This window comes from Pseudomonas capsici (genome assembly GCF_017165765.1).
Lineage (GTDB): Bacteria > Pseudomonadota > Gammaproteobacteria > Pseudomonadales > Pseudomonadaceae > Aquipseudomonas > Aquipseudomonas capsici.
In genome coordinates, this window is record NZ_JAFGZD010000009.1 from 73,505 (window position 1) to 99,423 (window position 25,919).

Sequence of the window (25,919 nt, forward strand, 5' to 3'; positions counted from 1 at the left end):
CATAGTAAGAGTGAACGGGCGTGGAAGAATCTACCGTTTCCTCTCGACCTTCTACCGGAATAGTGGCCATGGCCCCGTGCCCCGGAACATCCACCCAGACAACGTCGTTGTCTGCTATAGCTTCCAGCGTAACCATAGCGCCCAGAAACATAGCCGTAGACAAGACACATTTTCTTCCTGCCACACTTTTTCTATAAAGCACCTTTCATACTCCCGAATATGGAAGCAAGAGAATGCTCTATAACTATTACCTGCCTCTAAAAAACACTCAAACACAAAAGTAGGAACTTTCCTAAATACACAAAACTTTTATCCTACAGAGATTCCTACACCCTAAAGCCGCAACCAGAAAACAATCTTAAATCATAAAAATATTTACCACCCCTATTGACGATCCCAAACAAAAGCGATTACGTCATTTCCACAGCTAGAGACGCCATTGGCCAATATCATTTTTTCAGCTGGCAAGAGTGCCCCTGACCTGGAAAACCTGCAGGGCTTATCTTTCATTAATCTCAAGGAAACAAGTATGCACTATCAACCGCAGTTACCCATTATCATTTCTGAAAAACATCCGCGCGAACAGGATGAAAACCTGAAAGCCCCGGATGTAGCCGCCGCCTTTCATGATGAAGACACGCCTGGACTTTTGCCGATATCCGAATTGACCAAACCGGTCACTGTCGATCTTGAAGTATGGGCGGGCGCTCAGCCAGGTTATACCTACACGCTACTGTGGAATGGCAAAACCGTAGGTCCCGCAAAACCGATCCTGGATACTCACCGGCCTGGAGATCCATTGACACTGGAAATTCCCGTCGACCTTCTGACCGAAGGAAAGCATACCCTGCAATATCAAACTTATAACCCCCAGAGCCAAGTCCAAAACGATTCCAACATCTTCAACCTGGTGATTGATCTGACTCCTCCCGGTGATCCGGAACTCAGTGCCATCCTGTTCCCACCGGAAGTACAGAATGGATTGACCGCTGCGGAACTTGCACAACTGGGCGGGAAACTGGACGTTCAGATTGCCGGCTACACCGGCATGGCAAAACATGATGTAGTCCAGACTTACTGGGGTACAACCCTTGGTCCACAAGCCATCGTCACTGAAGATGACATGGGCCTGGACAGAGTGGCGATCACCTTCACACGCGTGTTTCTGGAAAGTCTGGGAGAGACGGAGCAACTGGTCAAATATAATGTTTTCGACCGGGCCGGCAATAAATCCATAGACTCCAACCCTGTTCCCATCATTCTGAAGTTGCAGGATATTCCGGCAGACTTCCCGGCACCGATTATCGACCCCGCTGTAGGACCGCTTATCGATCATGCAGAAGCGCAGGCAGGGGTTCAGGTTGATATCCCCAAATACCCGGGTGCCAGCCCGTTTGACATGATTCGCCTGTTCTGGGGTCAGGGCAATCCTCTGGTTCCGGTTGCACTTCCGCCTGGTAACGAAAACGAAGACGTTGTTCTTTCGCTTCGCATCCCCTATGAAACACTGAACAGGAATCCTGTCGGCACTGTCCAGGTCTTCTATGAAGTCACGCGCCAACTGGACCTGGCTGGCAGTTCGCTCAGCAGCACGGTCGATGTATTTCTGACCCTGCCCATTACCAACCCGCTGGATACCTTTATCGTTCAAGGCACCAGTGTGGAAAACCCCAATACAATCGATAACTTCATTGATGAAGACGACTATGAACTCAATGCACTGGGAATCGTGAAATGGAGTCCGGAGTTTGTCATCAGCGACAATCTCAATCTGTTCTGGGGCGATCAACAAAAGCCACAGTGGTATCAGATCAAAGCCACCGATATTACTGCTGCACGCGATCTGCTTGTGCCAATCGACAATGCAATCATGAAAACCCAGGGAACAGGTGCGGAAATTCCGGTCTATTACACGGTGACCCGTGCCGGAAACCCTAACGCGGTCAAATGCCCCGTACAACTTGTAACCGTCAGGTCAAAAGAAGAACTTCCTGGTGGTCCTGATGGTCTTGATGGCCCGCCTTTCAAATTGAATGACGTGGGCTTTATCGCCCCGATTCTCAATCCGAATGGTGCGGATCTCCATATTGCGCCTTATCTCAATATTGCCGAAGGCCAGACACTTGTATTGACCTTCAAGGGCTTCGATAAAAACAACAACCCGATTGATGCCTCCAACTACACCGCCGACCGGACACTGGACAAGAACGATGTAGCGAACGGTTATACCTTTACGGTTCCTGACCGCAACCTTCGTATTCTCTGCACCGGTTTTGCCGAAGCCAGTTTCCGCGTTGAACCGCCTGCCGGCAGTAACCAGAGTGCTGTTACATCAAAAGTTACTCGCGCCCCGGTGAACATGCTCGATTCGGTTCAGCCGACCTGCCCGATTCCTCAATACAGACAGGCATCGTGATCTGAGCCGCACTCTATAAAAACAAGGGAAAGAAATATGAATACGTTTATATCTCCTCGTAGAGAAGGAGAACTTGATGCACCGGAAATTCCTGCCGCACTCGAAAACGGAGTGTTGCCCATCGAGTTTCTCGACAGGCCCGTCATTGTAAAGCTCAAGGTCTGGGACGGTGCCATGCCCGGCTACACCTACCAACTGCTATGGAATGGCATGACCGCCGGTTTGAAGAAGCCGATTCTGGACAGCCAGTTGCCAGGTGATGAACTGACACTCGAGATCCCCGTTGCCCTGTTGACCGAGGGTGTACATCAGGTTGCCTACGAGACTGCGAACCCGGAAAGCCAGGTCATGAACACCTCCAAGGCCGTGCGCCTCGAAATCGACCGCACCGCCCCCGGCAACCCGCATCTTGGCCCTGTCATCTTCCCGGCCTTTGTTGACGACGGACTGACTTCCGACGAGCTGGAAAACGTGCACAACGTGCTCAGAGGCAGCATTGCCAGTTACAACGGCATGAAGGAAGGCGATGTCATTCGCACTTACTGGAACGAGGTTCCCGGCCCCATCACCATGGTCAACAAGGACGATATGGGCTTGCAGCGAGTGAATGTGGACTTCGTCAGGTCGTATCTGGAAACCATTGGCGATATCGAAGCCCCCGTTTATTACACAGTGACCGATCAGGCGGGCAACCTGTCCATGAATTCGGAAGCCAGACTCGTCAAATTGCAGCTCTCGATACTGCCGGAACTGCCCGTCCCGACCGTAAAGGAAGCCAATGGCGATATCCTCGATCCGGTCAATGCAATCAATGGCGCCACCGTACAGATCGGCACAAGTGCCAACCTTGCGGCAGGCGAGCGAATCACGGTGCAATGGCAAGGGCCAAAAGGCAGCGATACCAGAGAGAAGATCATCACCTCCGCCGATGTGGGCAAGATCCAGGAACTGGTGTTCGCGGCGGCACTGGTCAATGCCAATGCCGGTCAGACAGTCGCGGTGTCGTATACCGTCAACCGTCTCAACGGGACAGTGCAACAGTCTGCAACCCTGGCCCTGAAAGTTCTGGATGCGCACATAGAATTGCCTGCCCCCACCATGGACTCTGTCGGAGCCGATGGTGTCGTGATTCCTTCCAGAATCCCGGAGTCGGGCGCAACCGTCCGGGTGGCCTACAAAGGCATGAGCACCGGTGACAGCGTGGTGGTCAACTGGAGAGGCGCAACGGCTTACGACACACCGTCACAGATAGTGGGTGCCAATACCGAGCTGCAATTCACCATCGCCAAGGCCTTGATCGTGGCCAGCAGTGCAGCCACCGTCACCTACACGGTCACCCGTGCAGGCACGGCAGCACTGTCTTCGACACTGTGGCTGAGGATCAGCAAGGAACTGGAATTCGATACCTCACCGGTGATCCTGAAGGGCAAGGTCTATCTGTTGCCGGGCTACCCCGATCTGCTGCCAGCCATGCCATCGGACACCACCGTCCAGCGCACGGCAAGCGGTGGTCAGGCTCCCTATTACTATCGTTCGAGCGATCCGCTGGTGGCCAAAGTCGATGGCAACGGGCTGACTTCGGCACGGGGCAGAGGCACGGCTATCATTTCGGTCACAGACAGTCTGGGGGCCACGAAAAGCTATCAGGTCACCGTTACCGGCGTGATTCATTGCCTGGGTATTGGCGCAGGTTCCTTTACGAAGATGGCGGCTGCAGCCGAGGCACAAGGCGCACGTATCCCCTCCATCCATGAACTCAATGCGATTCATAACGCCTACGGCAGAAGCTGGCCGATGGGCAATGGCAATTACTGGTCCAGCACGGTGGCCATGACCAATCTGGTGGGCTGGAAATGGTATTACGTGAAAAATCTGGTCACAGGCGCAGACTTCAAATTGCTGCATCACAATGCCAGTCTTGGCGTCGCTATCCGCTAATGGCTTAGCCGAAACGTTTTGGGGCGTTACCTGAACAGGTAACGCCCTCTTTCCATCTATGCGCGTCACGTTCCAAGAGCCAGACCATGCGCCACCCCGTCATCCCCGCCAAACGCTTCGTGCGCCCGCCCTCTTGCGAAGGCAGCTTCAAGGTCTGTGTCAACAAGCAACCACTAATGGTTTCCTCACTGCTGGGCCGATTGACATTGCGCCCGGAGCTTTCACAGGTGCCCAGCCACTGGATCTGGAAAATCATTGCCGACGGCAAGGTCGGCCACAAGCGGACCAGCATCGGTCTGTTCTTCGACAAGGACCTGGAGCCCGGCACTTACAACCTGCCGGGTAATGAGCGCATCAAGGTGGTCTACAACGAAAGCCCGCACTGGCAGAGCGTCATTTATCACTCTGCGCATTTCCAGGACGGTGCTTTCACCCTGATCGAGGTCGACCGGCAAAGCCAGCGTCTGCAGGGCATTTTCAGCTTCAGTATCTCGGCGGTTGATTTCGAGGTCACGGACGGCTTTTTCGATGTGTATTGCACATGATCATGCCAGCAGGAACTCTGCAATCCGCCGGGCCGCCTCGACCAGACACTGCTCATGAGTCAGACCCGACGCTTTAAGCGGCTTGAGATCATGGTTGGCAGTCGGCAACCAGTGCACATTGATCGACGTCGACAACTCATACCCCTGCACCGCTTCACGATCACCCAGCGCATCGCGCTCGCCCTGAATGATCAGGGCCGAGGTCTGCAGACCGGCCAGGTGCGCTACGCGAGGTTTTTCGGGCTTGCCCACCGCATAGAACGGATAACCCAGGCACACCAGCGCATCGACCTGCAGTTCGTCGGCGATCAGGCTGGCCATTCTGCCGCCCATGGACTTGCCGCCTATGGCCAGACGCCCAGCGACATGAGGTCGCACACGCTCATGCACCTGACGCCAGCAATCGAGTAACTGAGCCTGTGGATTGGGCGGACGCTTACCCCCCGTTAGCCGCCGCTGAGCCATATAGGGAAACTCGAAACGCATGACGCCGACGCCCTGCGCAGCAAGGTGTGCAGCCATGTCATTCATGAAATCGCTGTCCATGGGCGCACCGGCACCATGGGCCAGAATCAGCGTTGCCTTGCCATCCCCCGCCCCCGGCTGTGCCGCCGTCCAGATCCAGCCGTTGTCCTGTGCCAGTTGTACGCATTGATCCCTGTCAATACCGGCCTCTTGCCCATTGCCCATGCTTGCCTCGCTTCTGATGAGTCTGCCAATAACCCGGAGCTATAACCGTGCGTAATGGCCCCGACCAAGCTGGATGGGATACACACCTAAATGAACACAACTAACAGTACCGCCTATAACTATCAGGTGGTTCGCCAGTTCGCCATTATGACGGTGATCTGGGGAATTGTCGGGATGGGCCTCGGCGTTTTTCTGGCCGCCCAACTGGTTTGGCCTGAGCTCAACTTCAACCTGCCGTGGACAAGCTTTGGTCGCTTGCGTCCACTTCATACCAACGCCGTCATCTTTGCCTTCGGTGGCTGCGCGCTGTTCGCCAGCTCCTATTACTCCGTGCAGCGCACCTGCCAGACCCGGCTGTTCATGCCGAAACTGGCGGCCTTCACCTTCTGGGGCTGGCAACTGGTGATCGTCCTGGCAGCTGTCAGCCTGCCCCTGGGCTTTACCACCTCAAAAGAGTACGCAGAACTGGAATGGCCGATCGACATTCTGATCGCTGTCGTCTGGGTCGCCTATGCAATCGTGTTCTTCGGCACCGTGGCCACTCGCACCACCAAACACATCTACGTCGGCAACTGGTTCTTCGGCGGCTTCATTCTGACTGTGGCGATTCTGCACATCGTCAATAACCTGGAAATCCCGGTCAGCCTGACCAAGTCCTACTCGCTGTACGCCGGTGCCACCGATGCAATGGTGCAATGGTGGTACGGCCACAACGCAGTAGGGTTTTTCCTGACTGCGGGCTTTCTGGGGATGATGTATTACTTCGTGCCCAAGCAGGCCGAACGGCCCGTGTACTCGTATCGCCTGTCCATCGTGCATTTCTGGGCCTTGATCACCCTGTACATCTGGGCCGGTCCACACCACCTGCATTACACCGCCCTGCCGGACTGGGCACAGTCGCTGGGCATGGTGATGTCGCTGATTCTCCTGGCGCCGAGCTGGGGCGGCATGATCAACGGCATGATGACCCTGTCGGGCGCCTGGCATAAGTTGCGCAGCGACCCGATCCTGCGCTTTCTGGTGGTATCCCTGGCGTTCTACGGCATGTCGACCTTCGAAGGTCCGATGATGGCCATCAAGACCGTCAACGCACTGTCGCACTACACCGACTGGACCATCGGCCATGTTCACGCCGGTGCGCTGGGCTGGGTGGCGATGATTTCCATCGGCGCGCTGTACCACATGGTTCCCAAGGTCTTCGGGCGCCCACAGATGCACAGCCTTGGCCTGATCAACGCGCACTTCTGGCTCGCCACCATCGGCACCGTGCTGTACATCGCCTCGATGTGGGTCAACGGCATCACTCAGGGCCTGATGTGGCGGGCCGTGAACGAGGACGGCACCCTCACCTACTCCTTCGTCGAAGCACTGCAGGCCAGTCATCCGGGCTTCATCGTCCGTCTGGCCGGAGGCGCCATCTTCTTCGTGGGCATGCTGCTGATGGCCTACAACACCTGGCGCACCGTGCGGGCCTACAGCCCGGCCGAAGCCACCGCTGCCGCGCAGATGGCCTGAGGAACTGACCATGAAACATGAAGTGATCGAAAAGAACGTCACCCTGTTGATGATCCTGATGGTACTGGCCGTCAGTATCGGCGGCCTGACCCAGATCGTACCGCTGTTCTTCCAGGACGTGACCAACAAGCCGGTCGAAGGCATGAAGCCCTATACCGCGCTGCAACTCGAGGGCCGCGACATCTATATCCGCGAAGGCTGCGTAGGCTGCCACTCGCAGATGATCCGTCCGTTCCGCGCCGAGACCGAGCGTTATGGCCACTACTCCGTGGCAGGCGAAAGCGTCTGGGATCATCCGTTCCTGTGGGGCTCCAAGCGCACCGGGCCGGACCTGGCCCGTGTCGGTGGCCGCTACTCGGATGACTGGCACCGCGCCCACTTGTACAACCCGCGCAACGTCGTGCCGGAATCGAAAATGCCTGCTTACCCGTGGCTGGTCACCCAGCAAGTGGACAGCAGCCATACCGAAGCCAAGATCCGCGCCATGCGCACTCTGGGCGTGCCTTACACCGATGCCGACATCTCCGGCGCTGTCGCCAGCCTCAAGGGCAAGACCGAGATGGATGCGCTGGTGGCCTACCTGCAAGTGCTCGGCACTTCCATCAAGAGCAAGAGGTGAGCCATGGATATTCAAGACTTGCGCGGCCTGGGCACGCTGGTAGTGGCAATCGCCTTTATCGGAATGTCGCTGTGGGTGTCCAGCAGCAAACGCAACCCGGATTTCGCCGAAGCCCGCATGGCGCCCTTTGCCGACGAGCCTCAATCGCAGGCCACCGACGCGAAACCTGAAACGGAACAACCTGTCGTGCGGAGTAACCAGCCATGACCACCTTCTGGAGCACCTATATCTGCGTGCTGACCCTCGGCAGCCTGATCGGACTGGCCTGGCTGTTGATCGGCACCCGCAAGGGCGAAACCAAGGGCAGTACCGACCAGACCATGGGCCACAGCTTCGACGGCATCGAGGAATACGACAACCCGTTGCCGCAATGGTGGTTCATGCTGTTCGCCGGCACTCTGGTGTTCGCGGTCGGCTACCTGATCCTCTACCCGGGCCTGGGTAACTGGAAAGGCATCCTGCCCGGCTATGAAAACGGCTGGACCGGCGCTCATGAATGGGAAAAGGAAATGGACCGGGCCGACGCCCGATTCGGTCCCATCTTTGCCAAATTCGCCGCCATGCCGGTAGAGGAAGTCGCCAAGGACCCGCAGGCGTTGAAAATGGGCAGTCGCCTGTTCGCCTCCAACTGCTCGGTATGTCACGGCTCGGATGCCAAGGGTGCCTATGGCTTCCCGAACCTCACCGACACCAACTGGCGCTGGGGCGGCAATGCCGACACCATCAAGAACAGCATCATGCTGGGTCGGGTCGCCGCCATGCCGGCCTGGGGACAGGTCATCGGAGAAGAAGGCGTCAAGAATGTCGCGGCCTATGTCCGCCACTCTCTGGCCGGTCTGCCACTGCCAGCCGACGACACGGCCAATCTGTCTGCCGGACAGCAAGTATTCAGCTCGACTTGCGTAGCTTGTCATGGTGCTACAGGTAAAGGCGTCGAGGCTATGGGCGCCCCAAACCTTACACAACCGGGCGGTTTCATCTACGGGACCAGCCTTGCACAGCTGCAACAGACCATCAGACTGGGTCGACAGGGTCATATGCCTGCTCAGGCCGATTTGCTGGGTAATGACAAAGTGCAATTGCTGGCCGCGTATGTGTACAGCCTTTCTCAGAGTCCTGATCAACTCGAGCGCAGGGAAAAGCAGTCACAGTAAAGATTCTGCCCGGAGCACCATTGAATTCCGCACCCTGCAACGGGGTGCGGAATTCTCTCGCACGCTTTTCCCACCCCGCCTCCCGACTTCCCATGCCCGCCTTTCACGACTAAGCTTGCCCGCAGTGGACTGGCATTAGCTGGCCACAGGTCATGGGAAGTGAATGCTTCGCGCATTTGCCGGCATGTGTCATCGACCTGTCCATCCCGCCTTTTTCGGTCCGTGTCGGCGGTGTTCCGGTGTTCCTGGAACCTGCCTCGAAGGGCCATCGTTTCAGTGCAAATACTTGACCGGCCACCTGCGCGGGCAGGTTCGTGGCCCTCTGAATATCCATAAATACTGCACCGTGGAACCCTGCAAATGAGCACAGCAATCAGCCCGACCGCTTATAACTACAAGGTGGTTCGCCAGTTCGCCATCATGACGGTTGTCTGGGGGATCGTGGGCATGGGGCTCGGCGTTTTCATTGCCGCGCAGCTGGTCTGGCCAGGTCTGAACCTTGATCTGGAATGGACGACGTTCGGCCGCCTGCGACCGCTGCACACCAACCTTGTCATTTTCGCTTTCGGTGGCTGCGCGCTGTTTTCCACCTCTTATTACGTGGTGCAGCGAACCTGCCAGACACGGCTGATTTCAGATAGCCTGGCCGCTTTCACCTTCTGGGGCTGGCAAGCGGTGATCGTCGGCGCGATCGTCACCCTGCCCATGGGTTACACCACGACCAAGGAGTACGCGGAACTCGAATGGCCGATTGCGATTCTGCTGGCCATTGTCTGGGTCACCTACGCGGTGGTGTTCTTCGGCACCATCGCCCGGCGCAATACAAAGCACATCTATGTCGGCAACTGGTTCTACGGCGCCTTTATCCTGGTGACCGCCATGCTGCACATCGTCAACCATATCTCGTTGCCGGTGAACCTGTTCAAGTCCTACTCGGCGTACGCAGGCGCGACCGACGCCATGATTCAGTGGTGGTACGGGCACAACGCCGTGGGATTCTTTCTGACCACGGGCTTTCTGGGGATGATGTATTACTTCGTGCCCAAGCAGGCGGAGCGGCCGATCTATTCCTATCGCCTGTCCATCGTGCACTTCTGGGCGCTGATTACCCTGTACATCTGGGCCGGTCCGCACCACCTGCATTACACCGCCCTGCCGGACTGGGCACAGTCGCTGGGCATGGTGATGTCGATCATCCTGCTGGCCCCGAGCTGGGGCGGCATGATCAACGGCATGATGACCCTCTCCGGTGCCTGGCACAAATTGCGTACCGACCCGATCCTGCGTTTCCTGGTGGTATCCCTGGCGTTCTATGGCATGTCGACCTTCGAAGGTCCGATGATGGCTATCAAGACCGTGAACGCACTGTCGCATTACACCGACTGGACCATCGGCCACGTTCACGCCGGAGCTTTGGGTTGGGTAGCGATGATCTCCATCGGCGCGGTCTATCACATGATCCCGAAAGTCTTCGGTCGCCAGCAGATGCACAGCATCGGCCTGATCAACGCGCACTTCTGGCTCGCCACCATAGGCACAGTGCTGTACATCGCCTCCATGTGGGTCAACGGCATTACTCAGGGTCTGATGTGGCGGGCCGTGAACGAAGACGGCACCCTCACCTACTCCTTCGTCGAAGCGTTACAGGCCAGTCATCCGGGCTATGTCGTGCGCATGATCGGCGGCGCGATCTTTGCCAGCGGCATGCTGTTGATGGCCTGGAACGTATGGCGCACGGTGCGTGAGTCGGACCCCAAAGAAGCCGAAGCCGCTGCCCGTATCGCTGTCGCGGGGGCTCACTGATGAAGCATGAAGTTGTCGAGAAGAACATTGGCCTGCTGGCTTTCTTCATGGTCATTGCCGTGAGCATCGGTGGTCTGACCCAGATCGTGCCGCTGTTCTTTCAGGACGTGACCAACAAGCCGATCGAAGGCATGAAACCACGCACCGCCCTGGAGCTCGAAGGCCGCGACGTGTACATCGCCAACGGCTGCGTGGGTTGCCACTCGCAGATGATCCGTCCGTTCCGCGCCGAGACCGAACGCTACGGTCATTACTCGGTGGCGGGCGAAAGCGTCTGGGATCACCCGTTCCTGTGGGGCTCCAAACGCACCGGTCCGGACCTGGCCCGTGTCGGTGGGCGCTACTCGGATGACTGGCATCGCGCTCATTTGTACAACCCGCGCAATGTGGTGCCCGAATCGAAAATGCCGGCCTACCCGTTCCTGGTCGAGAAAAAGCTCGACGGCAAGGAAACCGCCAAAAAGATGGAAGTTCTGCGCACCCTCGGCACACCCTACACCGATGAAGACATCGCGGGTGCCGAAGCCGCAGTCAAGGGCAAGACCGAAATGGACGCACTGGTGGCCTACCTGCAAGGCCTGGGCACCATCATCAAGAGCAAACGGTGAGCACAATGGATATCGGAATGATTCGAGGCCTGGGCACACTGCTGGTGATGGTGGCCTTCATCGGCTTGACGCTGTGGGTCTTCAGCCCCAGGCGCAAGGCTGAATTCGACGACGCGACCCTGCTGCCCTTCGCGGACGACCCGCAAGCCATCGAACAGCTCAGGCAAGAAACCGACGACTCCGGGAGCAAGAAAGCATGACCACGTTCTGGAGCCTGTATGTCACGGTCCTGACCCTGGGCACCATTTTCGCCCTGACCTGGCTGCTGCTGGCTACCAGCAAGGGCCAGCGCAAGGAATCGACCGAGGAAACCGTCGGCCACTCCTTCGACGGCATCGAGGAATACGACAACCCGCTGCCGCGCTGGTGGTTCATGCTGTTCGTGGGCACCATCGTGTTCGCTCTGGGTTACCTGACGCTGTATCCGGGCCTGGGCAACTGGAAAGGCCTGCTGCCCGGTTACGACTATGCGGATAACCAGAAGCAGCTGCAGTTTTCGGATGGCCAGCAAGGCTGGACCGGCGTACACGAATGGGAAAAGGAAATCGCCCGCGCCGAAAACCGCTTCGGCCCCCTGTTCGCCAAATACGCGGCGATGCCCATCGAGGAGGTCGCCAGGGACCCGCAGGCCCTGAAAATGGGCGGTCGGCTTTTCGCCTCCAACTGCTCGGTCTGCCACGGCTCGGACGCCAAGGGCGCCTACGGTTTCCCCAACCTGACCGACGCCGACTGGCGCTGGGGTGGCGACCCGCAGACCATCAAGACCTCGATCCTCAAAGGCCGTCATGCGGTGATGCCGGCGTGGGGCGAAGTGGTCGGCGAACAAGGCGTACGCGATGTCTCGGCCTACATCCTGACCCGGCTCGACGGTCGCACACTGCCCGAAGACGCCAAGGCCGATCCGGTGGCGGGTCAGAAGATCTTCGCGACCAACTGCGTGGCCTGCCACGGTCCGGAAGGTAAAGGCATGCAAGCGCTGGGTGCTCCAGACCTGACCCGCCCGAGTGCATTCATCTATGGATCGAGCTTTGCGCAACTGCAGCAGACCATCCGCTACGGTCGTCAGGGCCAGATGCCAGCCCAGCAAGCGACACAAGGCAATGACAAGGTTCATCTGCTGGCCGCTTACATCTACAGCCTGTCACACCAGGAAAAACCCGCCGAATCTCAGTGACCGGCGAGACACAACGGCCCCGCCCTCAAAAGGCGGGTCTGTTGCATCTGGACAATACTTTTTTGTTGTAGCCATGTTTCTACACGACTAGACTGCCGGAGCCAGCAATATAGAAACATATCTACATGTTCCAGGAGGTCATCGCCATGACGACAACGCTCTCAAGCCGCGAATTCAATCAGGACACCAGCGGGGCCAAGAAGGCCGCGAACAACGGGCCGGTCTTCATCACCGACAGAGGCCGTCCTGCCCATGTCCTGCTTACCATCGAAGACTATCGAAAACTGACCGGCGGCTCTGCCAGCATCGTCGACATGCTGATCATGCCTGAAGACATCGATATCGATTTCGAGCCACAACGGGTCAATATCACACCTCGCGCTGTGGACCTGTCCTGATGTTCCTGCTCGATACCAATGTGGTATCCGAACTCAGAAAGCGCAACGCCGATACGAATGTCGTCAAATGGGCCAGCGCCAATGCTCCCGCCAGCCTGTTCATCTCGGCCATCACGGTCATGGAACTGGAAACAGGCGTATTGCGTATCGAGCGCCGCGATCCGGTTCAGGGCGCAGCGCTCAGGTCGTGGCTCGAACATCACGTACTGAAGGCATTCGCCGGACGTATCCTGGCCGTAGATACCGCAGTCGCAAAACGCTGTGCCCGCTTGCACATTCCCGACCCGCGCAGCGAATGCGATGCACTGATCGCAGCCACCGCCCTGGTTCATGGCATGAAAGTGGTGACCCGCAACACCGCCGATTTCCAGCATTGCGGTGTCCCGGTGCTCAACCCCTGGATCAGCCCGTTGCACGAAGATCTGGCACCCTACCGAACGGCACCCCGCTGACCGGCAACTTTAATTACCCTGTCAATTGATCCAGATCACTTACACGAACCGCTAAAGGAACCCAACGCGACCAAAGGTCGCAGCCTTGGGGTATAAGGGCAGGCGTATCATGGACGCCATAAGAAACCGCTCTTGACCTCAGTCGGCACGTACTGGCTGTGGCATTTTTCCACTGCCGTGGGACGCCCCAATGAACAACCGGATTCCCGTACAGAACATCACCCCGCCACCCAAAAATGACGGCAATACCGTCGACCTCTACGCTGCGCGAGAAAACATCTACACCCGCGCCTTCAAAGGCCGGTTTCGCAACCTGCGCATGCTGGGCGGGCTTGTCCTGTTTCTGGTGTACTTCGGTACGGTCTGGCTGAACTGGGGCGGCCATCAGGCAGTCTGGTGGAACCTGCCGGAGCGCAAGTTCTACATCTTTGGCGCAACCTTCTGGCCGCAGGACTTCATCCTTCTGTCGGGCATTCTGATCGTCAGCGCCTTCGGCCTGTTTTTCATCACCGTCTATGCCGGGCGCATCTGGTGCGGCTATACCTGCCCGCAAAGCGTCTGGACCTGGATTTTCATGTGGTGCGAAAAGGTCACCGAAGGTGACCGCAACCAGCGCATCAAACTCGACAAGGCGCCCATGAGCGCCAGCAAGTTCGGCCGCAAGTTCGCCAAGCACAGCCTCTGGCTGCTGATCGGCTTCGTGACCGGCCTGACCTTCGTCGGCTACTTCTCTCCCATCCGCGACCTGAGCATCGAACTGTTCACCGGACAAGCCGATGGCTGGGCCTATTTCTGGATCGGCTTCTTTACCCTGGCCACTTATGGCAATGCCGGCTGGCTGCGCGAGCAGGTGTGCGTGCACATGTGTCCGTATGCGCGGTTCCAGAGCGTCATGTTCGACAAAGACACCCTGATCGTGTCCTACGACCCGCGGCGTGGCGAAAGCCGCGGCCCGCGCAAGAAAGACGTGGACTACAAGGCTCAGGGCCTGGGCGACTGCATCGATTGCACCATGTGCGTTCAGGTCTGCCCTACCGGCATCGACATCCGCGAAGGGTTGCAGATCGAATGCATCGGCTGCGCGGCCTGCATCGACGCCTGCGATACCATCATGGACAAGATGAACTACCCACGCGGCCTGATCAGCTATACCACCGAACACAACCTGTCCGGCCAGGTCACCCATAAACTGCGCCCGCGCCTGATTGGCTATGCCCTGGTCCTGCTGCTGATGATCGGTTTTCTGATCAGCGCCTTCTTCATGCGCTCACTGGTGGGTTTCGATGTCAGCAAGGACCGCGTGCTGTACCGCGAAAACGCCGAAGGCCGCATCGAAAACGTCTACAGCCTCAAGGTGATGAACAAGGATCAGGCCGATCACACCTACGTGCTCGACGCCACCGGCCTGCCGGATCTGAAACTGCAGGGCCAGCGTGAACTCAAGGTGGCTGCTGGCGACATCCTCAGCATTGCGGTAGAGCTGTCCAGCGCTCCCGAGAAAATGCCGTCGAGCACCAACGAGGTCACGTTCATCCTCAAGGACATCGACAACAGCGACACCCATGTCGAAGCCAAGAGCCGGTTCATCGGCCCACAAATACGCTAAGGGACACCGTCATCATGTCAGTCGCACTCGCTTCAAGCCCCTGGTACAGGCACCGCTGGCCATGGATCATCATCGGCATCCTGGCCTGCTCGGTGACCCTCAGCCTGTCCATGGTGACCATTGCCGTGAAGAATCCGGACAATCTGGTCAACGACAACTATTACGAGGCCGGCAAGGGCATCAATCGCTCGCTCAACCGCGAACTGCTGGCCCAGACTCTCAAAGTGCGCGCCAGTATCCATCTGGACGACCTGACCGGCGAAGCCGAACTGCGCCTGAGCGGCAATAGCCAGCCCGAGCGCCTGGAACTGAACCTGATCTCTCCGACCCAGCCGGACAAGGACCGCCGTATCTTCCTGACCCGCAGCCCCACAGAAGCCGGTCGCTACATCGGCCAGTTGCAGGACAGGATCGAAGGCCGTCGCTTCGTCGAACTGCTGGGCACCGAAAACGGCCAGACCTGGCGTCTGTTCGAGGAAGAACAGGTCAGCCATGATGCATCGCTGAACCTGGGTGATGAACCGTTACAAGGGAAGAATTGAGGCGCAAGCAGATCGGGCGCATGGCCTCCCACAGGCACCAGACTGACTTGGCAGCATTTAAAAGACCATGACCATACCAATCCTCTGCTACCACTGTGCGCTGCCGGTGCCGGCGGGCAGCCGCTTCACTGCCGTGGTGCTCGGGGAAACCCGCGAGCTGTGCTGCCCGGGATGCCAGGCCGTGGCGCAGGCCATAGTCGCCGGCGGGCTGGAAAGTTACTACAGCCACCGCAGCGAAACCTCGATCAACCCCGAAAGCCTGCCCGCGCAACTGGTGGATGAGCTGGAACTCTACGACCGTCCCGATGTGCAGGCACCGTTCGTGCGTCATGAAGGTGAACTGTCCGAAACCACCTTGCTGATCGAAGGCATCAGTTGCGCAGCCTGTGGCTGGCTGATCGAGCGTCACCTGCGCAGCCTGCCAGCCGTTGCCGAGGCGCAGCTCAACTTGTCCAGCCATCGCCTGCATGTGCGCTGGACCGACAGCCAGTTGCCCCTGAGCCAGTTGCTGAGCGAACTGCGCAGCATCGGCTATGCCGCCCACCCCTATCAGCCCGATCGAGCCTCGGAGCAACTGGCCAGGGAAAACCGACTGGCCTTGCGCCAACTGGGCGTTGCGGGCCTGCTGTGGTTCCAGGCGATGATGGCGACCATGGCCACCTGGCCGGAATTCAATATCGACCTCAGCCCCGAGATGCATGCCATCCTGCGCTGGGTTGCGCTGTTTCTGACCACGCCCATCATCTTCTACAGTTGCGCCCCCTTCTTTCGCGGAGCCCTGCGCGACCTGCGCACCCGCCACCTGACCATGGATGTTTCGGTATCGCTGGCCATCGGCGGTGCCTATCTGGCCGGTATCTGGACCGCCATCACCGGCACTGGCGAACTGTATTTCGATGCGGCGGGCATGTTCGCGCTGTTTCTGCTGGCGGGTCGCTATCTGGAGCGCCGCGCCCGGGAACGTACTGCAGCGGCCACCGCTCAACTGGTCAACCTGCTGCCTGCGTCCTGCCTGCGCCTGGACGATGACGACCAGCCACAACGCATCCTGCTCAGCGAGCTGCGCCTGAACGACCGGATTCTGGTGCATCCCGGTTCGGTCATCGCCGCCGACGGCAAGGTGGTCGAAGGCCAGTCCAGCGTCGACGAATCGCTGCTGAGCGGCGAATACCTGCCGCAACCGCGCAGCGCTGGCGACGCCGTGACCGCCGGAACTCTGAATATCGAAGGCCCGCTGACGATTCATGTTCAGGCTCTCGGCCATGAGACCCGTCTCTCGGCCATCGTGCGCCTGCTGGAGCGGGCGCAAACGGAAAAAACCCGGCTGGCGGAAATTGCCGACCGCGCCGCACAATGGTTCCTGCTGGCTTCGCTGATCAGCGCCGCAGTCATCGGCCTGTGCTGGTGGCAGATCGATGCGCCCCGCGCCTTCTGGATTGTCCTGGCAATGCTGGTCGCCACCTGCCCCTGCGCCCTGTCACTGGCAACCCCGACTGCCCTGACCGCCGCCACCGGAACCTTGCACAAGCTCGGTCTGCTGCTGACCCGCGGGCATGTACTCGAAGGCCTGAACCAGATCGACACAGTGATCTTCGACAAGACCGGCACCCTCACCGAAGGCCGACTCACCCTGCGTAGCGTCACACCCCTTGGCGCGCTGGATGCCGATACCTGCCTGAGTCTGGCCGCGGCCCTGGAAAACCGTTCGGAACACCCCATCGCCCGAGCCTTCGGGCGCGCACCGCTGGCCGCAGAAGAGGTGCACAGCACACCGGGCCTTGGCCTGGAAGGCACGGTCGACAACCACCGCCTGCGCATCGGCCAGCCGGGGTTCGTCTGCGCCCTGAGCGCCAGCGAGATTCCGGCCATGCCCGATGAAGCGGGCCAGTGGTTGCTGCTGGGCGATACCCGTGCGCCCCTGGCATGGCTGGTTCTGGATGACCGCCTGCGCGAGGATGCCAGCGAACTTGTACAGGCCTGCAAGGCACGGGGCTGGAAAACCCTGCTGCTGTCCGGCGACAGCTCGCCGATGGTCGCCAGCGTTGCCGCCGAACTGGACATCGACGAGGCGCACGGCGGCCTGCGCCCGGACGAAAAACTGGCCATGCTACAACAGCTGCATGCCCAAGGTCACAAGGTGCTGATGCTGGGCGATGGCGTCAATGACGTGCCGGTGCTGGCCGCCGCCGATATCAGCATCGCCATGGGTTCGGCTACGGATCTGGCGAAAACCAGCGCGGATGCGGTGCTGCTGTCCAATCGCTTGCAGGCGCTGGTACAGGCCTTCAGCCTGGCGCGGCGCACACGCCGGGTGATTATCGAAAACCTGCTGTGGGCCGGGCTGTACAATGGCCTCATGCTGCCGTTCGCGGCGCTGGGCTGGATCACACCTGTCTGGGCAGCGGTCGGCATGTCCATCAGTTCGCTGACGGTTGTACTCAATGCCTTGCGCCTGACCCGCCAGCCCGCTACCAAGGCACCCGCGCCCGTCACTCGACCGCCGGTTCCGGAGGTTTTATGCCCGCGCTCTACATCATGATCCCGGCAGCGCTGCTGCTGGTCGCCATCGCGATCTATGTGTTTTTCTGGGCGGTGGACAGCGGGCAATACGACGACATGGAAGGTCCGGCCCACAGCATTCTGTTCGACGACCAGGACCCCAACCATCAAGCTGCCCTCGATGAAGCAGCACGCAACAACACACCGTTGAAGCAGGACGAGACAAAGCCCGATGCCTGAACTCGTTCCTCTGCTGCTGTCCGCCCTGATTCTCGGTCTGCTGGGCGGTGGTCATTGCCTGGGCATGTGTGGCGGCCTGATGGGGGCCTTGACCCTGGCCATTCCCAAGGAACAACGCAGCCGCCGTTTTCGTTTGCTGATGGCCTACAACCTGGGACGCATCTTCAGCTATGCCTGTGCCGGTCTGCTGCTCGGGCTGGCAGGCTGGGCCGTGGCCAGCAGCCCGCTGGCCATGGCGATGCGAGTCATCGCCGCCCTGCTGCTGATTGCCATGGGCCTGTACCTCGCAGGCTGGTGGAGCGGCCTGACCCGCATCGAACGCCTGGGACGTGGCCTCTGGCGACACCTCCAACCTGTTGCGACCCGCCTTTTGCCCATATCGAGCCTGCCACGCGCCATGCTGCTGGGCGCACTCTGGGGCTGGTTGCCGTGCGGGCTGGTCTACAGCACCCTGCTGTGGGCGGCCAGTCAGGGCAATGCCATGGACAGCGCGCTGCTCATGCTCGCCTTCGGCCTGGGGACCTGGCCCGTGCTGCTCGCCACCGGGCTGGCCGCCGAACGTACCACGGCGCTGCTGCGCAAGCGCGGCATGCGCATGGTCGGCGGGCTGCTGGTGATCCTGTTCGGTCTGTGGACCCTGCCCGGCCCGCATCAGCACTGGCTCATGGGGCATTGAACAACACATCACTAGTTTCATGACCAGCCTCCGCGCGTATTTGACGCACATCAACACCCGCCCACAGCCAGCTCCGTAGACTCACCCGCATTGCCAGCCTATCCGGGGGAATGCCCGCATGCTCGACGCCATTCGTTGGGACTCAGATCTGATCCGCCGCTACGACCTGGCAGGACCTCGCTACACGTCCTACCCAACCGCAGTGCAATTTCACACGCAAGTCGGCGCCTTCGACCTGCTGCACGCTCTGCGTGACAGTCGCAAGGCCCTGCGACCCTTGTCGCTCTACGTTCATATCCCGTTCTGCGCGAACATTTGCTACTACTGCGCCTGTAACAAGGTCGTCACCAAGGATCGCGGTCGGGCCCATGCCTATCTGCAACGGCTCGAACAGGAAATCCAGATGCTGGCCAGCCATCTGGCACCCGGCCAGGTGGTCGAGCAACTGCATTTCGGCGGCGGCACACCGACCTTTCTCAGCCACGACGAACTGCGCCAGTTGATGGCGAAACTGCGTACCCACTTCAATCTGCTCGATGACGACTCAGGCGACTACGGCATCGAAATCGATCCACGCGAAGCCGACTGGTCGACCATGGGCCTGTTGCGCGAACTGGGTTTCAACCGCGTGAGCCTGGGCGTCCAGGACCTGGACCCGGCCGTCCAGCGCGCCGTCAATCGTCTGCAAAGCCTAGAAGAAACCCGCGCCATCGTCGAAGCCGCACGCACCCTGCAATTCCGCTCGGTGAACATCGACCTGATCTACGGGCTGCCCAAGCAGACCCTTGAAGCCTTTACCCATACCGTCAACGAAATCATCGGTCTGCAACCCGATCGCCTGTCGGTTTTCAACTACGCCCACCTGCCGGAACGCTTCATGCCCCAGCGGCGCATCGACAACGCCGACCTGCCCAGCCCGGAAACCAAGCTGCTGATGCTCGAGCGCACCATCGAGCAACTGACCGGAGCCGGTTATCGCTACATCGGCATGGATCACTTCGCCCTGCCCGACGACGAACTGGCCGTTGCCCAGGAAGAACTGACCCTGCAGCGCAACTTCCAAGGCTACACCACCCACGGCCATTGCGATCTGATTGGGCTGGGCGTATCGGCCATCAGCCAGATCGGCGACCTGTACTGCCAGAACAGCAGCGACCTGAGCGACTATCAAGGGCTGCTGGCCAGCGACCAACTGGCAACCAAGCGAGGGCTGGTCTGTACCGAGGACGACCGGATCAGACGCGCCGTGATCCAGCAACTGATCTGCCATTTCGACCTCGACTTCAACGAGATCGAACAAACCTTCAACATCGATTTCAGAGGTTATTTCGACGGGCTGTGGCCACAACTGACCGAAATGGCGCAGGACGGGCTGATCGAACTGACCGCAACCGGCATCAATGTCCTGCCTGCCGGTCGTCTGCTGGTGCGTTCGGTATGCATGGTGTTCGATGGTTACTTGAACCAGCAGAACCGCCAGCGGTTTTCCCGGGTGATCTGAACCGCTTACATTTTGGCCATGACCAGAATCCCGGCCTTGACCTTGTCGGCATCGCTGGCCTGCATCTGGTTCATGAGGTTGGCCATGTCAGCGGTGGAATTGCTCACCTGCCGCTGCAACATGCCCAGCACCGTTTGCAGGGCGGTGGCGCGGGTCTGGCGCTCGTCGTAGCTGAGGGTCTTGTCGTTGAGCACTTCCTGAATCTTGTCCAGGGTTTCCGCGATTTTCTTTTGCAGTTCGCGAATGGCCTTGAGGATTTTCTGCACCGATTCGGGAAGACCGCTCTGCTCGATATCCGAGTTTTTCGACGACGAAGACGCCGCGGCCTTGCCTGCACTCGATAAATCTACCTGAATGCCCTTCGTTTCCTTTACAGGTGCCGCTGTTTCGGACGGAGCAAGGGCGACAGGTGTTTGAACCGAAGCAGTACGGATATTGATGGAGCCGATGATCGGACCTGACAACGACATGAGAAGACCTGCTCGAAGGTTAAATCTGTGTAAGTTTATCGACACATTCGACATAACCTTGATACCAGAGAACACTTCGCGCACTGGTCTAAGCCACTGTGCGTGAGTTACCCTTACGACCTATGTGTGATTTCCCACAAGGAATTAAGTGATGTCCGAGCCAGTCAAAGTGCGTGCTCATACCCAGGCCCATTGCAAGGACTGTAGCCTCGCGCCGCTCTGTCTGCCGCTGTCGTTGAACCTGGAAGACATGGATGCCCTCGACGAAATTGTCAAGCGTGGCCGCCCGCTGAAAAAAGGCGAATTCCTGTTCCGCCAGGGCGATACCTTCGCCTCCGTCTATGCCGTGCGCTCCGGTGCCCTGAAAACCTTCAGCATCAGTGACGGCGGTGAAGAACAGCTCACCGGCTTCCACCTGCCCAGCGAACTGGTCGGCATGTCCGGGATGGACTCCGAGGCGTACCCGGTTTCGGCCCAGGCACTGGAAACCACGTCGGTCTGCGAAATCCCCTTCGAGCGTCTCGACGAGCTGTCCGTCCAGCTTCCGCAACTGCGTCGGCAACTGATGCGCGTCATGAGCCGCGAGATCCGCGATGACCAGCAAATGATGCTGCTACTGTCGAAAAAGACCGCCGACGAGCGCATTGCGACCTTCCTGATCAACCTGTCGGCCCGCTTCCGGGCACGTGGTTTCTCGGCCAACCAGTTCCGCCTGAGCATGTCCCGCAACGAAATCGGCAACCATCTGGGTCTGGCCGTGGAAACCGTGTCCCGCGTATTCACCCGCTTCCAGCAGAATCAGTTGATTGCAGCCGAAGGCAAGGAAATCCATATTCTGGACCCGATCCAGCTCTGTGCCCTGGCTGGGGGGGCAATGGAAAGTTGAAACGTGCGATCCGGGGCGGGTCGGCTTAAACTACCGGCCAACCTTGCCCCCGGATCCCATGTAATGATTTTCGATGAATTGAGCTTCAAATCCCTGATTCGCCCGGTCGTGGACTTCCCCAAGCCAGGCGTGGTCTTTCGCGACATCACCCCGCTCTTCCAATCGCCCAAGGCTACACGTCTGGTGATCGACAGCTTCGTGCAGCGTTACATCGACGCCGACTTCAGCCATGTCGGCGTCATGGACGCACGTGGCTTCCTGATCGGTTCGGTCGTGGCCTATGAACTGAACAAGCCGCTGATCCTGTTCCGCAAACAGGGCAAGCTACCGGCAGACGTGCTGTCCGAGGCCTACCAGACCGAATACGGAGAAGCCTATCTGGAAGTGCATGCCGACAGCCTGTGCGATGGCGACTCGGTGGTGATGTTCGATGACCTGATCGCCACCGGCGGCACCCTGATCGCAGCCGCCAACCTGATCCGCCGCATGGGCGCACACATTCACGAAGCGGCTGCCATCATCGACCTGCCGGAACTGGGCGGTTCCCAGCGTCTGGTAGACATGAACATCCCGACCTTCTGCCTGACCAACTTTGCGTTGAACGAGCAGTAATGGTCTGTTCGCGACTGAATTCGCTCCTACAGGTTAATGCCGATCAGTTAAGATCATGAATCACTTTGTGGGAGGCAGCTTGCTGGCGACTTGATCGTACAGACGCAGAATATCTGTCGGTTTTCAGGTCTTTTTCGCCAGCAAGCTGCCTCCTACAAGTTTGTGCATGTCTTAACTGATCAGCATTACTCCTACAGGTTCAGGAGCGAATTCAGTCGCGAAAAACCTCACAAGGCTATCGGCTTGCGCCCCGCAAACGAATGGGCCAGTGTCCCGCCATCCACCAGATCCAGCTCGCCACCCAAAGGCACGCCATGGGCGATGCGTGAAGCGATCAGGCCTTTTTCGTTGAGCAACTGGGCGATGTAATGCGCCGTGGCCTCACCTTCCACCGTCGGGTTTGTGGCCAGAATCACTTCCGTAAACGTGCCCTGCTCATTGATGCGCTCCAGCAATTGCGGGATGCCGATGGCTTCAGGCCCGAGCCCGTCGAGCGGCGACAGGTGACCCTTGAGCACGAAGTAACGACCGCGGTAGCCGGTCTGCTCCACCGCATAGACATCCGTCGGCCCTTCGACCACGCACAGCAGCGTGTCGTCGCGGCGCGGGTCGGCGCATTGCGGGCACAGGTCTTCTTCGGTCAGGGTGCGGCATGCACGGCAGTGCCCGACACCTTCCATGGCCTGGCTCAATGCCAGTGCGAGGCGCGAACCACCGCTGCGGTCCCGCTCCAGCAACTGCAACGCCATGCGTTGAGCGGTTTTCTGACCGACACCCGGCAGCACGCGGAAGGCATCGATCAGTTGGCGAATCAGGGGGCTGAAGCTCATGGAGAAAGGTCCGACAAAAACACAAGACGCGGTTTATACCCGTGCCTTGCAGTGAGCGTCAATTCGCGCTCTGCCAAATGCAGACCATTCGCGAACAAAAATGCCAGGCACTGGGCCTGGCATCGATCGGTGCAGAGAAGCGCTTTTAGAAAGGCAGCTTCATGCCCGGTGGCAATTGCATGCCGGCGGTCATGCTGGCGGTCTTTTCCTGGCTGGCCTGCTCGACCTTGCGCACGGCGTCGTTGACGGCGGCAGCCACCAGGTCTTCCAGCACTTCCTTGTCTTCCTGCATCAGGCTGTCATCCAGAGTGATGCGTTTGACGTCATGACGACCGGTCATCACCACGCTCACCAGGCCTGCGCCCGACTGGCCGGTCACTTCCGCGTTGGCCAGCTCTTCCTGCATCTTGGCCATTTTTTCCTGCATTTGCTGCGCCTGCTTCATCAGGCCAGCCATGCCACCTTTCATCATGGGATATCTCCTCGAAAATGGATGGTTCGTTTGCGCAACGCCACAGGCGTCGAGCCGTCGGTTAATGAGTCTGCGCTACGGGAGCGTCCACAGGCTTGATCGTATCCTCTCGAATCACCGCGCCAAACTGTTGCAACATCTGCTGGATGAACGGATCGGCATGAATCGAAGCTTCGGCCTGACGCTGACGCTCGGCACGCAAGCGGGAGGCCGCCTGGGCAGGGGTTTCCTGCTCGGGCTTGATCAGTTCGATACTCAAATTGATCGTGCGGCCATGGAACTGGTTCAACGCTTCATTGAGACGACGCTGCTGAGTCGAGTTGAACAAGGCACTGTGGGCCGGGTCCAGGTGCAGCAGCCAGTTATCGCCTTCGGCCTTGATCAGGGTGCAGTTGGCGGCGATGCTGCCTGTCATCCCCGAAATGGGCAACTGCGGGAACATTTCCAGCCATTGCAGCGCAAGGCCTGTGGCCGGCATCGCAGCCGGTGCAGGCTCGGGTTCCGGCGCTTCGGCTTCGGTGACGCTTTCGTGGGCCAGCTCATCGAGATAGCTGTAGGAAGCAGGATCGATGTCGATATCCGGCTCTACATAGTCGTCGTCCAGAGGCGGCTCGTCGTCGCGATCCATGGGCGCAGACATATAGGCCGAATCCGGAATTGCCTCAAGCATGCCCGGTGTTACCGGCTGCTCGGCCAGTGGCTCGGGCTGCCGGACCTGCGGCGCATCCGGCACCGGGCTGGCAGGCTCGGGCGTAGGCATCGGCGTCAGTTCGGGCTGTTCGGAAACGGTCTCAAGCACAGGCTCGGGTTCTGGTTGAGCGACAGGCTCAGGCACAGGCTCGGCAGCAGGTGACTTGGACTCGATCCATGGCAGATCGATTTCCTCGACCGGCGCAGCCTCTTGAACAGGCGGCGCAGCCTCGGGCGCTGGCTTTTCAGCGACAGGTGCAGGCGCGACAACCGGTGCAGGCGCAGCAGCAGGCGTAACGGGAGCAACCGGTGCAACGGCAGTGGCACTCGCCACCGGAGGTCGGGAATCAACTGCGGCCTGGCTGATCCCCACTGGCTTTAGCGGCTGTCTCGGCGCATCGGCGCTCTCGGCAGGACGGAAGGCCAGCATGCGCAGCAACACCATTTCAAAGCCGCCGCGCGGGTCCGGTGCCAGCGGCAGATCGCGACGACCGATCAGGCCCATCTGGTAATAAAACTGTACGTCTTCGGCAGGCAGCGCCTGGGCCAGGGCCAGTACGCGCTCACGGTCGCCGTGGCCGTTATCGACACCCTCCGGCAGCGCCTGGGCAATCGCCACGCGATGCAGGACGTTAAGCATCTCCGACAGCACGCCATTCCAGTCAGGCCCCTGCTCGGCCAGATGACGCACGGCCTCCAGCAGCCCGCGTGCATCGCCTTCAAGCAAGGCGGTCAGCACATCGAACACCTGACCATGATCCAGCGTGCCCAGCATGGCGCGCACATCGGCCGCCATGACCTTGCCTTCACCGAAGGCAATCGCCTGATCGGTCAGGCTCATGGCATCACGCATCGAACCGTCGGCGGCGCGGCCCAGCAGCCACAGCGCGTCGTCCTCGAACGGCACATTCTCGACACCCAGCACATGGCTCAAGTGCTCGACCACCCGCTCGGGGGTCATGTTTTTCAGCGAGAACTGCAGGCAACGCGACAGAATCGTGGCCGGCAGCTTCTGCGGGTCGGTGGTCGCCAGGATGAACTTGACGTAGGGCGGCGGCTCTTCGAGGGTCTTGAGCAACGCATTGAACGAGTGGCTCGACAGCATGTGCACTTCGTCGATCAGGTAGACCTTGAAGCGCCCGCGGCTCGGGGCGTACTGCACATTATCCAGAAGCTCGCGGGTATCCTCGACCTTGGTACGGCTCGCGGCGTCGATCTCGATCAGGTCGACGAAACGGCCCTCGTCGATTTCCTGACAGACCGAACAGGTGCCGCAAGGCGTTGAAGTAATGCCGGTTTCGCAGTTCAGGCACTTGGCGATGATCCGCGCAATGGTCGTCTTGCCGACGCCACGGGTGCCGGTGAACAGATAGGCATGATGCAGCCGCTGGCTGTCCAGCGCATTGATCAGGGCCTTCAGCACATGAGTCTGGCCGACCATTTCGCGGAACGAGCGCGGACGCCATTTACGTGCAAGAACCTGATAACTCATTGAAAACCGTCGCAACTGGGAAGCGGAAGACCGCTAATGCTAGCGGAGCAAGGGCAAAATTGCATCTGGTGTCATGGGTTAATCTGGCCGG

Annotated in this window: 26 protein-coding genes; 21 read left to right on the top strand and 5 right to left on the bottom strand. The window is 59.3% G+C overall.

Annotated elements, in window-relative coordinates; all coding sequences use genetic code 11:
• The first annotated feature begins 529 nt into the window (after positions 1-529).
• The 3 genes from JSY17_RS14395 to JSY17_RS14405 all read left to right on the top strand — a co-directional run bounded on the left by JSY17_RS14395 (position 530) and on the right by JSY17_RS14405 (position 4,899).
• Positions 530-2,416 (top strand): hypothetical protein, encoded by a 1,887-nt coding sequence (locus JSY17_RS14395; RefSeq protein WP_206402214.1) that lies wholly within the window; start codon positions 530-532, stop codon positions 2,414-2,416.
• 36 nt (positions 2,417-2,452) lie between these two features.
• On the top strand, positions 2,453-4,354 hold the full coding sequence (locus JSY17_RS14400) for a hypothetical protein (protein ID WP_408636094.1): 1,902 nt from the start codon (positions 2,453-2,455) through the stop codon (positions 4,352-4,354).
• A gap of 86 nt (positions 4,355-4,440) precedes the next feature.
• On the top strand, positions 4,441-4,899 hold the full coding sequence (locus JSY17_RS14405; RefSeq protein WP_206402170.1) for a hypothetical protein: 459 nt from the start codon (positions 4,441-4,443) through the stop codon (positions 4,897-4,899).
• On the opposite strand, the gene JSY17_RS14410 is transcribed toward JSY17_RS14405, so the two are convergent.
• Positions 4,900-5,589 carry an alpha/beta family hydrolase gene (locus tag JSY17_RS14410; RefSeq protein ID WP_206402171.1) on the bottom strand — a complete coding sequence of 230 codons (690 nt, stop codon included), beginning with the start codon at positions 5,587-5,589 and terminating at the stop codon, positions 4,900-4,902.
• Positions 5,590-5,679: 90 nt separating this feature from the next.
• Between JSY17_RS14410 and ccoN (JSY17_RS14415) the strand changes: the two genes are divergently transcribed.
• From ccoN (JSY17_RS14415) to hemN, 16 genes are all read left to right on the top strand, one after another.
• A complete protein-coding gene (gene ccoN, locus JSY17_RS14415) occupies positions 5,680-7,104 on the top strand; it encodes a cytochrome-c oxidase, cbb3-type subunit I (protein WP_122371530.1) in 1,425 nt (474 codons plus the stop codon).
• A 10-nt stretch (positions 7,105-7,114) separates the two neighbouring features.
• Complete coding sequence (ccoO, locus tag JSY17_RS14420; RefSeq protein ID WP_117165387.1) at positions 7,115-7,723, top strand: cytochrome-c oxidase, cbb3-type subunit II; 609 nt, start codon at positions 7,115-7,117, stop codon at positions 7,721-7,723.
• Between the two features lie 3 nt (positions 7,724-7,726).
• Complete coding sequence (locus JSY17_RS14425; protein WP_117183051.1) at positions 7,727-7,930, top strand: cbb3-type cytochrome oxidase subunit 3; 204 nt, start codon at positions 7,727-7,729, stop codon at positions 7,928-7,930.
• A complete protein-coding gene (gene ccoP, locus JSY17_RS14430; RefSeq protein ID WP_122371532.1) occupies positions 7,927-8,877 on the top strand; it encodes a cytochrome-c oxidase, cbb3-type subunit III in 951 nt (316 codons plus the stop codon). Before JSY17_RS14425 ends, ccoP (JSY17_RS14430) begins: the two co-directional genes overlap by 4 nt.
• A gap of 360 nt (positions 8,878-9,237) precedes the next feature.
• A complete protein-coding gene (gene ccoN, locus JSY17_RS14435) occupies positions 9,238-10,680 on the top strand; it encodes a cytochrome-c oxidase, cbb3-type subunit I (RefSeq protein ID WP_117183050.1) in 1,443 nt (480 codons plus the stop codon).
• Positions 10,680-11,288, top strand: a complete 609-nt coding sequence (ccoO, locus tag JSY17_RS14440; RefSeq protein WP_117186252.1) for a cytochrome-c oxidase, cbb3-type subunit II — start codon at positions 10,680-10,682, stop codon at positions 11,286-11,288. Before ccoN (JSY17_RS14435) ends, ccoO (JSY17_RS14440) begins: the two co-directional genes overlap by 1 nt.
• Before the next feature lie 5 nt (positions 11,289-11,293).
• Positions 11,294-11,488 carry a cbb3-type cytochrome oxidase subunit 3 gene (locus JSY17_RS14445; RefSeq protein ID WP_117165382.1) on the top strand — a complete coding sequence of 65 codons (195 nt, stop codon included), beginning with the start codon at positions 11,294-11,296 and terminating at the stop codon, positions 11,486-11,488.
• On the top strand, positions 11,485-12,462 hold the full coding sequence (gene ccoP / locus JSY17_RS14450; protein ID WP_206402172.1) for a cytochrome-c oxidase, cbb3-type subunit III: 978 nt from the start codon (positions 11,485-11,487) through the stop codon (positions 12,460-12,462). Before JSY17_RS14445 ends, ccoP (JSY17_RS14450) begins: the two co-directional genes overlap by 4 nt.
• A gap of 146 nt (positions 12,463-12,608) precedes the next feature.
• The gene (locus JSY17_RS14455; protein ID WP_117183074.1) at positions 12,609-12,860 is read left to right on the top strand and encodes a type II toxin-antitoxin system Phd/YefM family antitoxin; all 252 of its coding nucleotides are present in this window, start codon (positions 12,609-12,611) and stop codon (positions 12,858-12,860) included.
• Positions 12,860-13,312 (top strand): type II toxin-antitoxin system VapC family toxin, encoded by a 453-nt coding sequence (locus tag JSY17_RS14460; protein WP_122371534.1) that lies wholly within the window; start codon positions 12,860-12,862, stop codon positions 13,310-13,312. Before JSY17_RS14455 ends, JSY17_RS14460 begins: the two co-directional genes overlap by 1 nt.
• Positions 13,313-13,502: 190 nt before the next feature.
• Positions 13,503-14,918: a cytochrome c oxidase accessory protein CcoG gene (gene ccoG / locus JSY17_RS14465; protein WP_206402173.1), complete on the top strand. Its 1,416-nt coding sequence runs from the start codon at positions 13,503-13,505 to the stop codon at positions 14,916-14,918.
• Between the two features lie 14 nt (positions 14,919-14,932).
• Positions 14,933-15,460 carry a FixH family protein gene (locus JSY17_RS14470; RefSeq protein ID WP_117165378.1) on the top strand — a complete coding sequence of 176 codons (528 nt, stop codon included), beginning with the start codon at positions 14,933-14,935 and terminating at the stop codon, positions 15,458-15,460.
• A 67-nt stretch (positions 15,461-15,527) separates the two neighbouring features.
• Positions 15,528-17,999: a heavy metal translocating P-type ATPase gene (locus JSY17_RS14475; RefSeq protein WP_206402175.1), complete on the top strand. Its 2,472-nt coding sequence runs from the start codon at positions 15,528-15,530 to the stop codon at positions 17,997-17,999.
• Positions 17,978-18,199: a cbb3-type cytochrome oxidase assembly protein CcoS gene (ccoS, locus tag JSY17_RS14480; protein ID WP_117165376.1), complete on the top strand. Its 222-nt coding sequence runs from the start codon at positions 17,978-17,980 to the stop codon at positions 18,197-18,199. The genes JSY17_RS14475 and ccoS overlap by 22 nt, the downstream gene beginning before the upstream one ends.
• Entirely contained in the window at positions 18,192-18,875 is a 684-nt protein-coding gene (locus JSY17_RS14485) for a sulfite exporter TauE/SafE family protein (RefSeq protein ID WP_206402176.1), read from the top strand. Before ccoS ends, JSY17_RS14485 begins: the two co-directional genes overlap by 8 nt.
• 118 nt (positions 18,876-18,993) lie before the next feature.
• Positions 18,994-20,376, top strand: coding sequence for an oxygen-independent coproporphyrinogen III oxidase (gene hemN / locus JSY17_RS14490; protein WP_206402177.1), 1,383 nt, complete (start codon positions 18,994-18,996; stop codon positions 20,374-20,376).
• A 5-nt stretch (positions 20,377-20,381) separates the two neighbouring features.
• Here the strand turns inward: hemN and JSY17_RS14495 are convergent, their stop codons facing one another.
• Positions 20,382-20,846: a chemotaxis protein gene (locus JSY17_RS14495; protein ID WP_117165373.1), complete on the bottom strand. Its 465-nt coding sequence runs from the start codon at positions 20,844-20,846 to the stop codon at positions 20,382-20,384.
• 151 nt (positions 20,847-20,997) lie between these two features.
• On the opposite strand from JSY17_RS14495, the gene fnr reads away from it, so the two are divergent.
• Together fnr and JSY17_RS14505 are read left to right on the top strand one after the other, a co-directional pair.
• Positions 20,998-21,732 carry a fumarate/nitrate reduction transcriptional regulator Fnr gene (gene fnr / locus JSY17_RS14500; RefSeq protein ID WP_117165372.1) on the top strand — a complete coding sequence of 245 codons (735 nt, stop codon included), beginning with the start codon at positions 20,998-21,000 and terminating at the stop codon, positions 21,730-21,732.
• A 63-nt stretch (positions 21,733-21,795) separates the two neighbouring features.
• Entirely contained in the window at positions 21,796-22,344 is a 549-nt protein-coding gene (locus JSY17_RS14505; RefSeq protein WP_117186246.1) for an adenine phosphoribosyltransferase, read from the top strand.
• 227 nt (positions 22,345-22,571) lie between these two features.
• On the opposite strand, the gene recR is transcribed toward JSY17_RS14505, so the two are convergent.
• From recR to dnaX, 3 genes are all read right to left on the bottom strand, one after another.
• Positions 22,572-23,174: a recombination mediator RecR gene (gene recR, locus JSY17_RS14510; protein ID WP_117183040.1), complete on the bottom strand. Its 603-nt coding sequence runs from the start codon at positions 23,172-23,174 to the stop codon at positions 22,572-22,574.
• 145 nt (positions 23,175-23,319) lie between these two features.
• The gene (locus tag JSY17_RS14515) at positions 23,320-23,646 is read right to left on the bottom strand and encodes a YbaB/EbfC family nucleoid-associated protein (RefSeq protein WP_117165369.1); all 327 of its coding nucleotides are present in this window, start codon (positions 23,644-23,646) and stop codon (positions 23,320-23,322) included.
• Positions 23,647-23,707: 61 nt separating this feature from the next.
• The gene (gene dnaX / locus JSY17_RS14520) at positions 23,708-25,828 is read right to left on the bottom strand and encodes a DNA polymerase III subunit gamma/tau (protein WP_206402178.1); all 2,121 of its coding nucleotides are present in this window, start codon (positions 25,826-25,828) and stop codon (positions 23,708-23,710) included.
• Between the last annotated feature and the right edge of the window lie 91 nt (positions 25,829-25,919).

Bases quoted from the DNA above. Each gene is read 5' to 3' on its own strand.
- JSY17_RS14395 (WP_206402214.1), top strand. From the start codon at position 530: ATGCACTATCAACCGCAGTTACCCATTATCATTTCTGAAAAACATCCG.
- JSY17_RS14400 (WP_408636094.1), top strand. From the start codon at position 2,453: ATGAATACGTTTATATCTCCTCGTAGAGAAGGAGAACTTGATGCACCG.
- JSY17_RS14405 (WP_206402170.1), top strand. From the start codon at position 4,441: ATGCGCCACCCCGTCATCCCCGCCAAACGCTTCGTGCGCCCGCCCTCT.
- JSY17_RS14410 (WP_206402171.1), bottom strand. From the start codon at position 5,589: ATGGGCAATGGGCAAGAGGCCGGTATTGACAGGGATCAATGCGTACAA.
- ccoN (WP_122371530.1), top strand. From the start codon at position 5,680: ATGAACACAACTAACAGTACCGCCTATAACTATCAGGTGGTTCGCCAG.
- ccoO (WP_117165387.1), top strand. From the start codon at position 7,115: ATGAAACATGAAGTGATCGAAAAGAACGTCACCCTGTTGATGATCCTG.
- JSY17_RS14425 (WP_117183051.1), top strand. From the start codon at position 7,727: ATGGATATTCAAGACTTGCGCGGCCTGGGCACGCTGGTAGTGGCAATC.
- ccoP (WP_122371532.1), top strand. From the start codon at position 7,927: ATGACCACCTTCTGGAGCACCTATATCTGCGTGCTGACCCTCGGCAGC.
- ccoN (WP_117183050.1), top strand. From the start codon at position 9,238: ATGAGCACAGCAATCAGCCCGACCGCTTATAACTACAAGGTGGTTCGC.
- ccoO (WP_117186252.1), top strand. From the start codon at position 10,680: ATGAAGCATGAAGTTGTCGAGAAGAACATTGGCCTGCTGGCTTTCTTC.
- JSY17_RS14445 (WP_117165382.1), top strand. From the start codon at position 11,294: ATGGATATCGGAATGATTCGAGGCCTGGGCACACTGCTGGTGATGGTG.
- ccoP (WP_206402172.1), top strand. From the start codon at position 11,485: ATGACCACGTTCTGGAGCCTGTATGTCACGGTCCTGACCCTGGGCACC.
- JSY17_RS14455 (WP_117183074.1), top strand. From the start codon at position 12,609: ATGACGACAACGCTCTCAAGCCGCGAATTCAATCAGGACACCAGCGGG.
- JSY17_RS14460 (WP_122371534.1), top strand. From the start codon at position 12,860: ATGTTCCTGCTCGATACCAATGTGGTATCCGAACTCAGAAAGCGCAAC.
- ccoG (WP_206402173.1), top strand. From the start codon at position 13,503: ATGAACAACCGGATTCCCGTACAGAACATCACCCCGCCACCCAAAAAT.
- JSY17_RS14470 (WP_117165378.1), top strand. From the start codon at position 14,933: ATGTCAGTCGCACTCGCTTCAAGCCCCTGGTACAGGCACCGCTGGCCA.
- JSY17_RS14475 (WP_206402175.1), top strand. From the start codon at position 15,528: ATGACCATACCAATCCTCTGCTACCACTGTGCGCTGCCGGTGCCGGCG.
- ccoS (WP_117165376.1), top strand. From the start codon at position 17,978: ATGCCCGCGCTCTACATCATGATCCCGGCAGCGCTGCTGCTGGTCGCC.
- JSY17_RS14485 (WP_206402176.1), top strand. From the start codon at position 18,192: ATGCCTGAACTCGTTCCTCTGCTGCTGTCCGCCCTGATTCTCGGTCTG.
- hemN (WP_206402177.1), top strand. From the start codon at position 18,994: ATGCTCGACGCCATTCGTTGGGACTCAGATCTGATCCGCCGCTACGAC.
- JSY17_RS14495 (WP_117165373.1), bottom strand. From the start codon at position 20,846: ATGTCGTTGTCAGGTCCGATCATCGGCTCCATCAATATCCGTACTGCT.
- fnr (WP_117165372.1), top strand. From the start codon at position 20,998: ATGTCCGAGCCAGTCAAAGTGCGTGCTCATACCCAGGCCCATTGCAAG.
- JSY17_RS14505 (WP_117186246.1), top strand. From the start codon at position 21,796: ATGATTTTCGATGAATTGAGCTTCAAATCCCTGATTCGCCCGGTCGTG.
- recR (WP_117183040.1), bottom strand. From the start codon at position 23,174: ATGAGCTTCAGCCCCCTGATTCGCCAACTGATCGATGCCTTCCGCGTG.
- JSY17_RS14515 (WP_117165369.1), bottom strand. From the start codon at position 23,646: ATGATGAAAGGTGGCATGGCTGGCCTGATGAAGCAGGCGCAGCAAATG.
- dnaX (WP_206402178.1), bottom strand. From the start codon at position 25,828: ATGAGTTATCAGGTTCTTGCACGTAAATGGCGTCCGCGCTCGTTCCGC.